The sequence below is a fragment of the Spiribacter roseus genome (assembly GCF_002813635.1).
Classification (GTDB): domain Bacteria; phylum Pseudomonadota; class Gammaproteobacteria; order Nitrococcales; family Nitrococcaceae; genus Spiribacter; species Spiribacter roseus.
This window is the reverse complement of the sequence record NZ_CP016382.1, coordinates 1,758,822-1,773,839: the sequence shown is the minus strand read 5'-3', so window position 1 is coordinate 1,773,839 and position 15,018 is coordinate 1,758,822. Positions and strand designations below refer to the sequence as shown.

Annotated in this window: 13 protein-coding genes; 7 read left to right on the top strand and 6 right to left on the bottom strand. The window is 67.0% G+C overall.

Annotation, left to right across the window (positions count from 1 at the left end; genetic code table 11):
• Positions 1-490: 490 nt before the first annotated feature.
• Genes BBH56_RS08745 through BBH56_RS08735 form a run of 3 tightly spaced genes read left to right on the top strand, consistent with a single transcriptional unit; the run spans position 491 to position 2,491 of the window.
• Complete coding sequence (locus BBH56_RS08745) at positions 491-919, top strand: rhodanese-like domain-containing protein (RefSeq protein ID WP_069133839.1); 429 nt, start codon at positions 491-493, stop codon at positions 917-919.
• A 38-nt stretch (positions 920-957) separates the two neighbouring features.
• Positions 958-1,479 carry a protein-export chaperone SecB gene (gene secB, locus BBH56_RS08740; protein ID WP_083217660.1) on the top strand — a complete coding sequence of 174 codons (522 nt, stop codon included), beginning with the start codon at positions 958-960 and terminating at the stop codon, positions 1,477-1,479.
• Positions 1,480-1,483: 4 nt separating this feature from the next.
• Positions 1,484-2,491, top strand: coding sequence for an NAD(P)H-dependent glycerol-3-phosphate dehydrogenase (locus tag BBH56_RS08735; RefSeq protein WP_148122588.1), 1,008 nt, complete (start codon positions 1,484-1,486; stop codon positions 2,489-2,491).
• Between the two features lies 1 nt (position 2,492).
• Here BBH56_RS08735 and BBH56_RS08730 read toward each other — a convergent pair whose 3' ends face one another.
• From BBH56_RS08730 to glnA, 4 genes are all read right to left on the bottom strand, one after another.
• The gene (locus tag BBH56_RS08730; protein WP_198515290.1) at positions 2,493-2,966 is read right to left on the bottom strand and encodes a tRNA (cytidine(34)-2'-O)-methyltransferase; all 474 of its coding nucleotides are present in this window, start codon (positions 2,964-2,966) and stop codon (positions 2,493-2,495) included.
• A gap of 11 nt (positions 2,967-2,977) precedes the next feature.
• Positions 2,978-4,381 (bottom strand): nitrogen regulation protein NR(I), encoded by a 1,404-nt coding sequence (gene ntrC, locus BBH56_RS08725; RefSeq protein ID WP_148122587.1) that lies wholly within the window; start codon positions 4,379-4,381, stop codon positions 2,978-2,980.
• Positions 4,381-5,439 (bottom strand): nitrogen regulation protein NR(II), encoded by a 1,059-nt coding sequence (glnL, locus tag BBH56_RS08720; RefSeq protein ID WP_281283373.1) that lies wholly within the window; start codon positions 5,437-5,439, stop codon positions 4,381-4,383. Before glnL ends, ntrC begins: the two co-directional genes overlap by 1 nt.
• A gap of 71 nt (positions 5,440-5,510) precedes the next feature.
• Positions 5,511-6,926 (bottom strand): glutamate--ammonia ligase, encoded by a 1,416-nt coding sequence (gene glnA / locus BBH56_RS08715; RefSeq protein ID WP_069133834.1) that lies wholly within the window; start codon positions 6,924-6,926, stop codon positions 5,511-5,513.
• Between the two features lie 251 nt (positions 6,927-7,177).
• Between glnA and glyQ the strand changes: the two genes are divergently transcribed.
• From glyQ to BBH56_RS08695, 4 genes are read left to right on the top strand one after another with little or no spacing between them, the layout of a single operon-like run.
• Positions 7,178-8,083, top strand: coding sequence for a glycine--tRNA ligase subunit alpha (gene glyQ / locus BBH56_RS08710; RefSeq protein ID WP_148122586.1), 906 nt, complete (start codon positions 7,178-7,180; stop codon positions 8,081-8,083).
• The gene (glyS, locus tag BBH56_RS08705; RefSeq protein ID WP_148122585.1) at positions 8,080-10,170 is read left to right on the top strand and encodes a glycine--tRNA ligase subunit beta; all 2,091 of its coding nucleotides are present in this window, start codon (positions 8,080-8,082) and stop codon (positions 10,168-10,170) included. Before glyQ ends, glyS begins: the two co-directional genes overlap by 4 nt.
• Before the next feature lie 3 nt (positions 10,171-10,173).
• Positions 10,174-10,707: a D-glycero-beta-D-manno-heptose 1,7-bisphosphate 7-phosphatase gene (gene gmhB, locus BBH56_RS08700; RefSeq protein WP_148122584.1), complete on the top strand. Its 534-nt coding sequence runs from the start codon at positions 10,174-10,176 to the stop codon at positions 10,705-10,707.
• Complete coding sequence (locus BBH56_RS08695) at positions 10,704-11,462, top strand: lysophospholipid acyltransferase family protein (RefSeq protein ID WP_148122583.1); 759 nt, start codon at positions 10,704-10,706, stop codon at positions 11,460-11,462. The genes gmhB and BBH56_RS08695 overlap by 4 nt, the downstream gene beginning before the upstream one ends.
• Here the strand turns inward: BBH56_RS08695 and gyrB are convergent.
• Positions 11,443-13,860, bottom strand: a complete 2,418-nt coding sequence (gene gyrB, locus BBH56_RS08690) for a DNA topoisomerase (ATP-hydrolyzing) subunit B (protein ID WP_069133829.1) — start codon at positions 13,858-13,860, stop codon at positions 11,443-11,445. The genes BBH56_RS08695 and gyrB overlap by 20 nt on opposite strands.
• A 65-nt stretch (positions 13,861-13,925) precedes the next feature.
• A complete protein-coding gene (gene recF, locus BBH56_RS08685; RefSeq protein WP_148122582.1) occupies positions 13,926-15,017 on the bottom strand; it encodes a DNA replication/repair protein RecF in 1,092 nt (363 codons plus the stop codon).
• Between the last annotated feature and the right edge of the window lies 1 nt (position 15,018).

The window sequence follows — 15,018 nt, the reverse complement described above, 5'->3', positions numbered from 1 at the left end:
CTGATACACCAGCAGCCGCTGCAGGCGGGCCGGTTCGCCAGCGTTCAACAACAGCCGCAGGGCGGGCGTGCGGCCCTGGCGATAGGTGGCGCGCAGGCTCTCGGCGAGCTGCTGGCGATGCGCCGTGGTCCGCTCGGCGCGACGCGCAATATCGGCTTCCAGTTCGCGAATCCGCTCACGGCGGCGCTGGATACCCGCCTCGAGATCGCGCAGGGTCGTGCGGGTTTCACCGATGCGCCGCTCCAGGCGACCCAGTTCGGCCTCCAGACCGCCGGCGCGCTGGCGGTCCTCCGCCAGCCGGTCCTGCAGGGCGCCGATCTGCTCGCGCAGCGTCTCCAGCCGCGCCTCGCGCGACGCCAGTTCATCGGTCTGCCCGCTCGCCGCAGCGATTGGCAGCACCAGACAGGCGATCAAAAGGCATCGGTTCATCGGCGTGGCGTCTCGGCTGGTATACTATTCGGCTCAATACGCATCCTAACAGCGCCGGGTCATGGATAGAGTCATAGAATTCAGCACCAATCATCCGCTGCTCATCGCATCGCTGCTCGCGGTGCTGGCCGCCCTGGTGGCCAACGAGTATCTGAACTACCGGCGCAGCCGTCAGGCCATCGATGCCACCGACGCGACGCGGCTCTACAACCAGGACGCGGCGGTGTTCATCGACGTCCGCAACGAGAACGCCTTTCAGGCCAGCCATCTGCCCGGGGCCGTGAATATACCCATGGCCTACATCGATCAGCGCCAGGACCGGCTCAAGCGCTTCAAGCAGCGTACGCTGGTGGTGTACTGCGACAACGGGCAGCGCACCCTCAAGGCCATCCAGGCCCTCGAGGGCCAGGGCTGGTCGGACGTCCGGCAGCTGCGCGGCGGGATCAATGCCTGGCGCGAGGCGAGCCTGCCCACCGAGGGGCGCGGCTGAGCCACCCACTCACCATCGATCAGGACCCAGGAGATACCATGGCCGAGACAGACAACGCCGGCGCGGGCAACGGCCAAGCCGCCAGCGAAAATGCCAACCCGCAGCAGTTCACCATCCAGAAGATCTATCTCAAGGACGGCTCGCTGGAGACCCCCGGCGCCCCCGAGGTCTTTACCCAGTCCTGGAAGCCCGAGGCGCGGGTCGAGCTCAATACGCGTCGCAATTCCGTCGGCGAGGGCCTGCACGAGGTGGTCCTGACGGTCACCGTGACCGCCACGGTCGAGGATAAGACCGCCTATCTCTGCGAGGTGCACCAGGCGGGGCTGTTTACCGTCACCGGCTTCGAGGACAACGCCACCGACCAGCTGCTCGGGGCATACTGCCCGGGGGTGCTGTTCGCCTACGCCCGCGAAGCGGTGAGCGATCTGACCGGTAAGGCCGGATTTCCGCCCATGACCCTGTCACCGGTCAACTTCGACGCGCTCTACGCCCGCCAGCGCCAGCAGAACGCCAACGCCCAGGCGCAGACCGGCGGCGAGGAAGCCGGCACCCCGGAGTAGCGCGGTGGCGGATTACGCGGTGCTGGGCGCCGGCTCGTGGGGCACGGCGCTGGCCCTCGTGCTGGCGCGTAACGGCCATGCGGTCCGCCTCTGGGCGCATGATCCGGCCACCGTGCGGGCCATGGCGGACACCCGGCGCAACCCGCGCCATCTGGGCGACCATCCGCTGCCGGCGGCCATCCGGCCGACCGTCAGTCTGAGCGCTGCGGTGGACGGCGCCGACACGGTGCTGATCGCCGTGCCCAGTCATGCCTTTGCCGCCACGGTCCAGACCCTCGCGCCGGTCATCGCTACCGGGATCCCGGTCATGTGGGCCACCAAGGGTCTCGACAACGCCAATGGCGGACTGCTCCACGACGTGGCGGCCGCCGCCCTACCGGACCGGCCGCTGGCCGCACTGTCCGGGCCGAGCTTTGCCGGCGAGGTGGCCGCCGGCCTGCCTACCGCCGTGGTCCTGGCCGGCCGCGACCGGGCCGTTACCGAGCGCCTCTGCGACGACTTCCATGACCCGCGTTTCCGCGTCTATCGCAGCGATGACCGCATCGGTGTGGGGCTGGGCGGCGCGGTCAAGAATATCCTCGCCATTGCCACCGGCATTGCCGACGGCCTGGGTTTTGGCGCCAATGCCCGCAGCGGGCTGGTGACCCGGGGACTCGCTGAAGTGCGCCGGCTGGGGGCGGCGCTGGGCGCGGATGACCGCACCCTCACCGGGCTCGCCGGCCTGGGCGACCTGATGCTGACCTGTACCGATGATCAGTCGCGCAACCGCCGGATGGGCCTGGCGCTGGGGCGGGGGGAGTCCATTGACACCGCCACCGCGCGCATCGGCGAAGTGGTCGAGGGCGTGCGCACCGCCGTCGAAGTGGGCGGGATGGCGCAACGGCTGGGCGTGGAGCTGCCCATCTGCAGTGCCGTCGAGTCGGTGGTCGGGGGCACCTGCACCCCCATCGATGCGGCGACGGCGCTGATGGCCCGGCGCCCCGGCCCGGAGTTCGACGACCTCGGGACCTGAATCAGTCGATCGCGACGCTGCCGGCAAAGTCCTGCTGTCGCCACGCCTCATAAACCGTGACCGCCACGCTGTTGGACAGATTGAGGCTACGGTTGCCGGGCTGCATCGGCAGGCGCAGCCGCTGCTCAGGCGGAATGCGCGCCATCACCGCCTCCGGCAGGCCCGCGGTCTCACTGCCAAACAGCAGCGCATCATCGGGGCGGTAATCCGGTCGATCAAAACGCACCCGCCCACCCGTGGTCAGCGCCCAGACCCGCGCCGGCGCCACGGCGGCGAGAAACGCCGCATAGTCGGCGTGCACCTGCAGACGAGCGAATTCATGGTAATCCAGTCCCGCCCGGCGCATGCGCCGGTCGTCGAGCACGAACCCCAGCGGCCGGATCAGATGCAGACGGGCGCCACTGTTGGCGCAGAGCCGGATGACATTGCCGGCGTTGGGCGGGATCTCGGGGCTGTGCAATACGACATGGGGCAGCATGCGCGGGATTATACCCGCATCTGCAGATCCCGGATCTTGCGCGTCAGGGTATTGCGCCCCCAGCCCAGCAGCCGGGCGGCATCCTGGCGACGCCCGCCGGTGCGACGCAGGGCGGCCTCGATCAGCACCCGCTCGAGGCGGCCATGGGCGGCGGCCAACGCGCCATCATCCTGCCCGGCCGCCTGCTGATCCGCCCAGCGCGCCAGCGCGCTTTCCCAGTCGGCGGGGCCATTGGCCGGCGCCGGGTCATCCACACCGGCAAGCTCCGGGGGCAGGTCCTCCATCTCCACCCGGCGGCCGCTGGCCATGACCGTGAGCCAGCGGCAGGTGTTCTCCAGCTCGCGGACGTTGCCGGGCCAGGGCAGGGCCTGCAGCCGGCGCTCCACCTCGGGGGTCAGCTGTTTGGGCTCAACGTTGAGCTCGCGCGCCGCGCGGCGCAGGAAGTGATCCGCCAGGCCGGGGATATCCGCCTGACGCTCGCGCAGTGCCGGGCAGTGGATGCGGATGACGTTGAGCCGATGGAACAGGTCCTCGCGAAAACGGCCGTCCGCGACCAGCTCATCCAGGTTCTGGTGGGTAGCGGCGATGATGCGCACGTCCACCTGCATGGGCGTATGCGCACCGACGCGGTAGAACTCGCCGTCGGCGAGCACGCGCAGCAGCCGGGTCTGGAGTTCGGCGGGCATGTCGCCGATCTCGTCGAGAAACAGCGTCCCGCCGTTGGCCTGCTCGAAACGCCCGCGGCGGACCTGATGGGCGCCGGTGAACGCGCCCTTTTCGTGGCCGAACAGTTCCGACTCCATCAGATCGCGGGGGATGGCGGCCATGTTCAGGGCAATGAACGGCTTGTCGGCCCGCGGGCTGTGGCGGTGCAGCGAGCCGGCCACCAGCTCCTTGCCGGTCCCCGACTCGCCGTTGATCAGCACCGTGATGTTGGAGCGTGACAGCCGCCCGATGGCCCGGAACACCTCCTGCATGGCCGGGGCCTCGCCGATGATCTCGGGCATCCGCCCGCCCGGTTCGTCCGCCGGTGCACTGCTGCGCACCGCGGCGGCGGCACGCCGCACCAGGTCGATGGCCTCCTCGACATCGAAGGGCTTCGGCAGGTATTCGAACGCCCCGCCCTCGTAAGCCGACACCGCGGCATCCAGATCGGAGTGCGCGGTCATCACGATCACCGGCAGCTCGGGATCCACGCCATGCACCCGTTTCATCAGCGCCAGCCCATCCAGGCGGGGCATGCGGATGTCGGTGATCAGCACATCCGGCGGATCCGACTCGAGGGCGGCGAGCGCCGCCTCGCCGGTCTCAAAATCCACGGCCTGCATACCGTCCCGCTCGAGGGCCTTTTTCAGGACCCAGCGGATGGAGCGGTCGTCATCGATGATCCATACATTGATCGCGTCAGCCATCAGGCGTCCTCCAGGGGTAACCAGACAGTGAAAACGGTGTGCCCCGGCTCGCTGGTGCACTCGATCAGCCCGCCGTGCTGATTCACCAGGTTCTGGGCGATCGGCAGCCCGATGCCGCTGCCCTCGGCGCGTCCGGTCACCATCGGGTAGAAAATCTGATCCTGCATGGCCGGGGTGATACCCGGTCCGTCATCCACGACATCAATGCGCGCCACCAGCCGATGCTGCCGGTCGCCGATGGTGAAGCGCCGCTGCGTGCGGGTCTGCAGCGTGATCGTGCCGGTCTCGCCCAGCGCCTGCAGGGCGTTGCGGACAAGGTTGAGCAGCGCCTGGATCAGCTGATCGCTGGCCGCCCGCGTCACGGGAATGCTGGGGTCGTAATCGCGCCGGATCTCGACGCCGGCCGGCGCCTCCACCACGGCCAGGCTGCGCACATGCTCGAGCACCTCGTGGAGGTTGGTGGGAGCATGCTCGATGCGCGAATCCGGACCCAGCAGGCCATTCACAAGGGTGCGCAGGCGATCCGCCTCGCTGATGATGATGCGCGTGTACTCCCGCTGATCCTCGTCCGAGAGCTCGGACTCAAGCAACTGGGCGGCGCCGCGCAGGCCCCCCAGCGGGTTCTTGATCTCATGGGCCAGGCCGCGGATCAGCTCGCGGATGGCCTGGTTCTGGGCGATCAGCCGGTTCTCGCGGGAAATCCGCAGGTGCCGGTCGAGCTGTTCGAATTCCAGCAACAGGACATTGACCGTTTCCAGCGGAGTGATCGCACAGTCGACGGTAATGGTGCGGTCCGGGCCCAGGGTCAGCCGCATCTCGCGCTCGGTGTAGCTGGCCGCCTGGGAGAAGGCCTGTTCGATGGCCTCGTCCAGGACCTGCAGCGCCGGCAGGAACTGCATCAGCGGTTCGCCCAGCGCCTGACGGCTGCTGACGTGCAGAAGCGATTCGGCCGCGGCGTTCATGCGCACGATCCGGCGCTCATCATCGATCGCCACCACCGCCCGGGTCAGATTATCGAGAATCTCACGGGCATCGATTGGCATCGCATCCGTCATCATCGACCTCATTAAAGAAAAAACCCCCGCGGAGGCGGGGGTCTTCATGCGACCGTCTCCGCGATCGACGCCGATCAGACGCTGTAGTAGAGATCGAACTCGATCGGGTGCGTCGTCATCCGCAGCTGCTGCACGTCCTCGCGCTTGAGGTCGATGTAGCCGTCGATGGAATCATCGGTGAACACGCCGCCGACCTTGAGGAACTCACGGTCCTTGTCGAGCGCGTCCAAAGCCTCTTCCAGCGAGAACGCGACCTTGTCGATCTCGGCCTCTTCCTCGGGCGGCAGATCGTAGAGGTCCTTGTCCATGGCATCGCCGGGATGGATCTTGTTCTGAATGCCGTCAAGGCCGGCCATCAGCATCGCGGCAAAGCACAGATACGGGTTGGCGGTGCTGTCCGGGAAGCGCAGCTCGATCCGCCGGGCCTTGGGATTGGCCACCCACGGGATGCGCACCGACGCCGAGCGGTTGCGGGCCGAGTAGGCCAGCAGCACCGGCGCCTCAAAGCCGGGGACCAGACGCTTGTAGCTGTTGGTCGAGGCGTTGGCGAAGGCGTTGATGGCCTTGGCGTGCTTGATCAGACCACCGATGTAGTAGAGCGCCGTCTCGGACAGGCCGCCGTACTGATCACCGGCAAACAGCATCTCGCCGGTCTTGCCGATGGATTGATGGACGTGCATGCCGCTGCCGTTGTCACCCACGACCGGCTTGGGCATGAACGTCGCCGTCTTCCCGTAGGCCGCGGCCACGTTGTGCACCACATACTTGAGGGTCTGCACCTCGTCGGCCTTTTTGACCAGGGTATTGAAGCCGACACCGATCTCGCACTGCCCGGCGGTGGCCACCTCATGATGGTGCACCTCGGTGGTCATGCCCACTTCGGTCAGGCACTCGAGCATGGCCGAGCGCATGTCATGAAGGCTGTCCACCGGCGGGACCGGAAAATAGCCGCCCTTTACGCCCGGGCGATGGCCCATGTTGCCGTCGGGGTAGACCTTCTCGGTGTTCCAGTCGGCTTCCTCGGAGTCGATCTTGTAGAAAGAGCCGCTCATGTTGGTGCCGTAGCGCACGTCATCAAACACGAAGAACTCGTTCTCGGGCCCGAAGTAGGCCACATCACCGATGCCGGTGGACTGCAGATACGCCTCGGCGCGCTGGGCGATGGAGCGCGGATCCCGGCCATAGCCCTGCATGGTGTTGGGCTCGATGATCTGGCAGACCAGCGTCAGGGTCATGTCGTCGAAGAACGGGTCGAGCATGGCGGTATCGGCATCGGGCATGAGGATCATGTCCGACTCGTTGATGCCCTTCCAGCCATCGATTGACGAGCCGTCGAACATCTTCCCCTCGGTGAAGAGATCGGCATCCACGGCGTGGGCCGGCAGCGTCACGTGCTGCTGCTTGCCCTTGGGGTCGGTGAAACGCAGATCCACAAAGCGGACCTCGTTGTCCTTGATCATCGCAAGAACGTCGTCGGCGGTGTGAGCCATCGTTCGGCCTCCAGTCATGTTCATTGAAAAGTCCCACGGGGATAAGCATTTTCCGTGCCAACCCGCCGAGGTGCACCAAAACGGGCCCTGCCGTGACCGATTCCGGGCATCATCCGGGTGCATGCACCACCTTAACGCGTTTGGTGGTGCAAACGCACCAATACCGTGCATTGGGCGCCGGCGGGCTGCCTGACAGGGATGGCGCGGGCGGGCTATACTTTCCGCTTTCGCCGTTTTGCTGGAGAGCATCGATGACGTTTCAGGCGCTGATTCTCGCGCTGCAGAAGTACTGGGCCGACCGGGGCTGCGTCCTCATGCAGCCGCTCGACATGGAGGTGGGCGCGGGCACCTTCCACCCCGCGACCTTCCTGCGGGCCATCGGCCCCGAGCCGTGGCGCGCCGCCTACGTCCAGCCCTCCCGCCGGCCCACCGACGGCCGCTATGGCGAAAACCCCAACCGCCTGCAGCACTACTACCAGTTCCAGGTGGTGCTCAAGCCCTCACCCAAGGATATCCAGGAGCAGTATCTGGGCTCGCTCGAGGCGCTGGGCCTCGACCCCCTGGTGCACGACATCCGCTTTGTCGAGGACAACTGGGAGTCCCCCACGCTGGGCGCCTGGGGCCTGGGCTGGGAGGTGTGGCTCAACGGCATGGAGATCACCCAGTTCACCTACTTCCAGCAGGCCGGCGGCCTCGACTGCCGGCCGGTGATGGGCGAGATCACCTACGGGCTGGAGCGCATCGCCATGTACCTCCAGGAGGTGGAGAGCGTCTTCGATCTGGTCTGGAGCGAGGGCGTGGACGGACCGGTGACCTATGGCGACGTCTACCTGCAGAACGAGCGCGAGCAGTCGCGCTACAACTTCGAGGAGGCCGATGTCGAAAGCCTTTTCCAGGCCTTCGACACCCACGAGCGCGAGGCGCTGCGTCTGGTGGAGCAAGGTCTCGCGCTGCCGGCCTATGAAATGACCATGAAGGCCTCGCATGCCTTCAACCTGCTCGACGCCCGCCACGCCATTTCGGTGACCGAGCGTCAGGGCTACATCCTGCGCGTGCGCACCCTCGCCCGGGCCTCGGCCCAGGCCTATTACGATTCGCGGGAGGCACTCGGCTTTCCGCTATGCCGCGACAACGGGTCGGATCGGAGCGTGGCATGAGCGGGGCAACGGCGACGCTGCTTTTTGAGCTGGGCATGGAAGAGCTCCCGCCCGGCGCCCTCGATACCCTGAGTGACCGCCTGGCCGCCGCAGTGGCCGATGGTCTGGACCGGGCCGGGGTCAGCCACGGTGAGGTCCGCGCCCTGGGCGCACCGCGACGGCTGGCGGTGCAGATCGAGGCGGTGGCCCGGCGTCAGCCCGATCGCGACTTCGAGCGGCGCGGCCCGGCCCGGGCGGTGGCCTTTGATGAAGCGGGGGCCCCCACCCGCGCCGCGGAGGGGTTCGCCCGATCCTGCGGGGTGGACGTCGATCAGCTCGAGACCCTTGAGACCGACGAAGGCGCCTGGCTGGTCCACCGTGGCACCGAAACGGGGCGGGATACCGACGCGCTGCTGCCGGCGCTGATCGACCATGCCCTCACCCAGCTGCCCATTCCCAAGCGCATGCGCTGGGGGGATCAGAGCAGCGAGTTCGTGCGCCCGGTGCACTGGGTGGTGTTGATGCTCGATCAGGCGGTGGTGCCGACGGAAGTCTTCGGTGTCGCCAGCGGCCGCGACAGCCGTGGCCACCGCTTCCATCATCCCGGCCCGGTGAGCCTGGCCGATGCCGGCGACTACACCGCCGCCATGCGCGCCGCCCATGTACTGGTCGATCGCACCGACCGGCGCGATCACATTCTTGAGGGTGTCCGCGCCGAGGGCGAGGCAATCGGCGGCCATGCGGTCATCGACACCGAACTGCTCGATGAGGTGAATGCCCTGGTGGAATGGCCGGTGGTGCTGTCGGGCAGTTTCGACGAGGCCTTCCTGCGGGTCCCGCCCGAGGCGCTGATCTCGAGCATGCAGGGCCACCAGCGCTACTTCCCGGTGCGTGACGCGGACGGTCATCTGCTGCCGCGGTTCATCACCGTCGCCAACATCGACAGCCGCGACCCGGCACGGGTCATCGCCGGCAATGAGCGGGTGATCCGGCCGCGGCTCGCGGATGCGGCGTTTTTCTGGGACCAGGATCGGGCCCGGTCGCTGGAATCGCGCCTGCCCGCCCTGGAACAGGTGGTGTTCCAGAAACAGCTCGGCAGCATCGCGGAGAAGTCCGCTCGGGTGGCGGCGCTGGCGGCCCGGTACGCCGAGCGCTTCGAGACCGACGCCCATCAGGCCCAGCGTGCCGCCCGGCTGGCCAAGGCCGATCTGCTGACCGAAATGGTCGACGAATTCCCCGAGCTGCAGGGCGTGATGGGGCGCTATTACGCCCGCGAGGACAGCGAGGCGGCAGCCGTGGCGGCGGCGCTGGATGAGATCTATCAACCGCGCTTTGCCGCCGATGCCGTGGCCGCCTCACCGCTGGGGCGGCTGCTGGCGGTGGCGGAACGCGCCGACACGCTGGTGGGTATCTTCGCCATCGGCAAGGCGCCCACCGGCGCCAAGGACCCCTTCGCGCTGCGGCGCGCTGCCGTGGGTCTGCTGCGCAGCCTCATTGAGGGCGAACATGCCATCGACCTGGCGGCGCTTTTTCAGGCCGCGGCGGCGCAGCAGCCAGCGGCGCTGGCCGCGGCCGAGCAGGTCGAGCCGCTGGTGGAGTTCTGCCTCGAGCGGCTGCGCGGCGTCTACCAGGAGGCGGGTTACGGCGCCGAGCTGTTCGAAGCGGTGCGCTCGGTACGCGCCCCCGGAACACTGACGCCGCTGGATTTCGACCGCCGCCTGCGGGCCTGTCACGACTTTGCCCGACTGCCCGCGGCCGGCAGCCTGGCAGCGGCCAACAAGCGGATCCGCAATATCCTGCGCAAGGCCGGCTCTGACATCCCTGCGACGGTGGACAAGACACGACTGGATGAACCCGCGGAGCAGGCATTGGAGAGCGCCCTGGAGTCGCGTGCCCCGGCGGTGGAGGCCCTCATCCAGCGCGGCGCCTACAGCGAGGCACTGGCCCAGCTGGCGGAGCTGCGCGAGCCCGTTGACCGGTTTTTTGACCAGGTCATGGTGATGAGCGACGACCCGGCCATTCAGGCCAACCGTCTGGCCCTGCTGCAGCGGCTCCAGGACCAGTTCCTGGCGATCGCCGATGTCTCGGCCCTGCCGGAGTCGGCTTGAGCCGTGCGCCCGCACTGCGTCCTGCTGGACCGCGACGGCGTCATCAACCACGATTCCGACGCCTACATCCTCGGCGTCGATGACTGGGAACCCCTTCCCGGCAGCCTGGCGGCCATCGCCCGGCTGACCCGGGCGGGCATTCCGGTGGCGGTCTGCACCAATCAATCGGCCCGCGCCCGGGGACTGATCTCGGCCGCTGGCCTGGCCGCCATCCACCGGCGCATGACCGCGGCCATCGAGGCCGCCGGCGGCCGCCTCGCCGGGGTCTTTGTCTGCCCCCACGGCCCGACGGACGTCTGCGACTGCCGTAAACCCGCGCCGGGGCTGCTCCATCAGGCCCTTGAGACCCTCGACTGCGCGCCCGATAAAGCGCTGTTCATCGGGGACAGCCGCCGCGATCTGGACGCCGCACGCCGGGCCGGGGTGACGGCCTGGCTGGTGCGCACGGGCAACGGCCACCGGACGGAGGCCGATGCCGGGACAGCGGTGCCGGTATACGACGATCTGGCCGCGGCGGTGGAGGCGCTGCTCCAATGACGGCGCCGGCCGGCGGCGCGGTGGGTCGAGGCAGTCTCATCCGGGGCGTCCTCTTCCGGATCGGCCTCACGATCACCGTCATCCTCTGGGCGCTGATCAGCCTGCCAAGCTTTCCCCTGCCGCTGCGCTGGCGCTACTGGTGGATTACCCGCTGGTGCGCCATCGTCGCGGTGATGGTCCGCTATATCGGCGGAATCCGTATAGAAATCAATGGCCTGGAGAATCGACCGACCGCCCCGGGGGTCATCATGGCCAAGCACCAGAGCGCCTGGGAAACCCTCAATCTGCTGCCCTGGTTCTACCCGCAGAGCTGGGTGCTCAAGCGCGAACTGCTCAGGATCCCGGTCTTCGGCTGGGGGCTGGCACGGCTTGATCCCATCGCCATCGACCGGCGTGCCACCCGCGAGTCACTGCGTCAGGTCGTGCGTCAGGGCACTGAAAAGCTCCGCCAGGGGCGCTGGGTGGTGATTTTTCCGGAAGGGACACGGGTGGCGCCGGGTGAGCGGGGCCGATATCAGCAGGGCGGCGCGCTGCTGGCGTGTCAGGCCGGCGTCGATGTGACACCCATCGCCCACAATGCCGGCGAGCACTGGCCGAGAAAGGGATGGCGGATGAACCCCGGCATCATCCAGGTGGAGATCGGCCCCCGCATCCCGACCGCCGGGCGGACGCCGGCGGCCGTCAATCGTGATGCGGAGGCCTGGATCGAGTCGGCAATGCAGCGGCTGAGCGCGTCTAGACGTCCAGATTGCTGACCTGGAGGGCGTTCTTCTCGATGAATGCCCGCCGGGGCTCAACATGGTCGCCCATCAGGGTGGTGAAGATGTCATCGGCGCCCACCACATCCTCGATCCTCACCTGCAGCAGGCGACGGGTCTCCGGGTCCATGGTGGTTTCCCAGAGCTGGTCGGGATTCATCTCACCCAGCCCCTTGTAGCGCTGCACGGACAGGCCGCGCCGGCCCTCCTCCATCAGCCACTCGACGGCCTGGCGGAAGTCGCTGACGGGCTCACTGCGCTCACCGCGACGGATTTCCGCCCCCTCGCCGATCAGGGTTTCCAGTGCTTCGGCCAGACGGCGGATGCTTTCATATTCCCGCGACAGAAAGAACGCCGCCGGGAATGAGTAGGGATAGAGGATGCCATGCATGCGCTTGGTGATGACCGCATCCTGAAAACCGCCGTCCGGTCCGGTCTGTACCTTGACCCGATACTCAGTGCCGGTGGGCAGACCCTGGTTGATCTGCTCGCCCAGTGCGTCGAACCAGCCCTGCAATGCCTCGCCATCGCGCAGGCTGTCTTCGTTGAGCGGCGGCCGGTCGACCATGGCGCGCAGAATCACCGGATCCGAGCGCCGACCCAGGTGATCGATCATTTCCATGGTATCCAGATACTGGCGGATCAGCCGCTCCAGCGCTTCGGGACCGATGACCGGTGCATCCGATGACGGCAGCAGGCTGGCACCGGAGAGTGACAGCTGCAGCAGGTAGTTGGTGAGCTCACGCTCGTCCTTGACGTAGTGCTCCTGCTTGCCGCGGCGGACCTTGTAGAGCGGCGGCTGAGCGATATAAACGTGGCCCCGCTCCACCAGCGCCGACATCTGCCGGTAGAAAAACGTCAGCAGCAACGTGCGGATGTGAGAGCCGTCGACGTCGGCGTCGGTCATGATGATGATGCGGTGGTAGCGGAGCTTTTCGGGATCGAATTCCTCGCGACCGATACCGCAACCCAGGGCCGTGATGAGGGTGCCCACCTCGGCGGAGGACAGCATCTTGTCAAAACGCGCCTTCTCGACGTTCAGGATCTTGCCCTTGAGGGGCAGGATCGCCTGGGTCCGCCGGTCGCGCCCCTGCTTGGCGGAGCCGCCGGCGGAGTCACCCTCCACCAAGTAGAGCTCGGACTGCGCGGGATCCTTTTCCTGACAGTCGGCGAGCTTGCCCGGCAGGCCCGCTACATCCAGCGCCCCCTTGCGGCGGGTCATCTCGCGGGCCTTGCGGGCGGCGTCGCGCGCCCGGGAGGCATCAATCACCTTCTCGACAATGGCGCGGGCGTCATTGGGGTTCTCGTAGAGGAAGGCGTGGAGCGCCTCGGACAGACTGGACTCGACGACGCCCTTGACCTCGGAGGACACCAGTTTTTCCTTGGTCTGGGACGAGAACTTGGGATCCGGCACCTTCACCGAGATCACCGCGGTCAGCCCCTCGCGGATATCATCACCACTGGGCGTGACCTTGAGCTTTTTACTGAAGCCCTCGGTTTCCATGTACTGGTTGAGCGTGCGGGTCAGGGCCGCCCTGAACCCGGCCATATGGCTGCCGCCATCCTTCTGCGGGATGTTGTTGGTAAAGCAGAAGATCGCCTCCTGATAGGAGTCGCTCCACTGCATGGCCACTTCCACCAGGATGTCGTCGCGGTAGGTGCTCAGAAAGAACACCGACGGGTGCAGTGGCGTCTTGTTCTTGTTCAGGTGCTCGACAAAGGCGCGGATCCCACCGGCGTATTCAAACGCGTCTTCGCGCTCGCTCTGCTCGTCCTTGAGGACGATGCGCACGCCGGGGTTGAGGAACGAGAGCTCACGGAAACGCTTCGCCAGGATGTCGTAATTGAAGTCGATGTTGGTGAAGACTTCCGGGCTGGGATGAAAGGTGATCCGGGTACCGGTCTCTTCGGTTTCACCGGCCACCTTGAGCGGGGCCACGGGCTCGCCGGCGCTGTATTCCTGCATATACAGCTTGCCGTTCTTGTTCACCACCAATCGCAGGTGATCCGACAGCGCATTGACCACTGACACGCCGACACCATGGAGCCCGCCGGAGACCTTGTACGAGTTGTTGTCGAACTTACCACCGGCATGCAGCACGGTCATGATGACCTCGGCGGCTGATCGGCCCTCCTCGGGGTGGATATCCACCGGCACACCGCGTCCGTTGTCCTTGACGGACACCGAATCATCGCCGTGGAGAATGACCTCGATCTCGGAGCAATGGCCGGCCAGCGCCTCGTCGACGGCGTTGTCCACCACCTCGAAGACCATGTGATGGAGGCCGGTGCCGTCATCGGTATCGCCGATATACATCCCGGGCCGCTTGCGCACGGCATCCAGCCCACGAAGCACCTTGATCTGGGAAGAGTCGTATTCGCTGTTTGCGCTCATCGGATGACCTTTTCGAACAAGGGTCCAAGTATAACCGATATCGGCCGGCAACAGGCGAATGGGAACTAACCGCCCGTCGCCTCCACGCGACCCTGTTCCACGTGGAACCATCGGGCATCCCCCTCTACCGGCAGCAGGTCCCCCTCGATGGCCGTGAGGAAAACCTGAGCCCCACCCGCCTCAAGGCGGCGGACCAGATCGGCCCGATGCGACCGATCGAGCTCCGCCGGCAGGTCGTCCACCAGCAACAGCGGCCGCTGAGTGGCCTGCGTCGTCCAGTGATCGGCCAGCGCGACCTTGATCGCCGCCACCAACAGCTTCTGCTGTCCTCGACTGAGGTAACTGGTCGCCTCGACGCCATCCGCCGTCACCCGAAAATCCGCCCGGTGCGGGCCGTGCAGACTGAACCCCTGGGCCAGCTCCTGGTCCCGGGACGCCGCCAGGATGGCATCGAGGGCCTCACCTGCCCGCCAGCCCGTCCGGTAACGCCAGTCGAGGGTCGCGTCAGGCAACCACTGCCGCGCGATTTCGAGCGCATTGGGAAGCACGGCTTGCAGAAACCGCTGTCGCCGGGCATCAACGGCGGTGGCGGCGGCCGCCATCTCCGGTTCCCAGGCCTGTGCCAGACGACGATCCCCCGCCCTGAGCGCCACATTGCGCTGACGCAGGGCGCGCTGATAACGCCGCCACTCTTCCCGATAGGTAGGTTCCACGTGGAACACTCCCCAGTTCAGAAAGGCACGACGCGTCGCCGGGCCATCGGTCAGGAGCCGCTGCGCCTCGGTATTGAGCACCTGAAGGGGCAGCAGCCAGGCCGATTCAGAGAGTGCCGTCACATCCCGCCCATTCAGCCGAACCCGGGTTTCGCCCGAACGGTGCTGAACACCCAGCCGGTGAAGCTGCCCGCCAGCCTGCACCCGTCCACTGACCAGCGCCTCGGACTCGCCGCTGCGGATCAGCCGGGCGGTTCGGTGGGTGATGAAGCTGCGTGAGCGCGCCAGAAAATGAATTGCTTCCAGCAGGCTGGTCTTACCGGCGGCATTCGCCCCCTGAAAGATATTCAGTCGCGGATCCGGGTCAATGGATCCCGCGACCAGATGGCGGACGGCCTGCCAGCGACAGTGGGTGAGACCGTCCACACCCGCTGACCCGTCCATC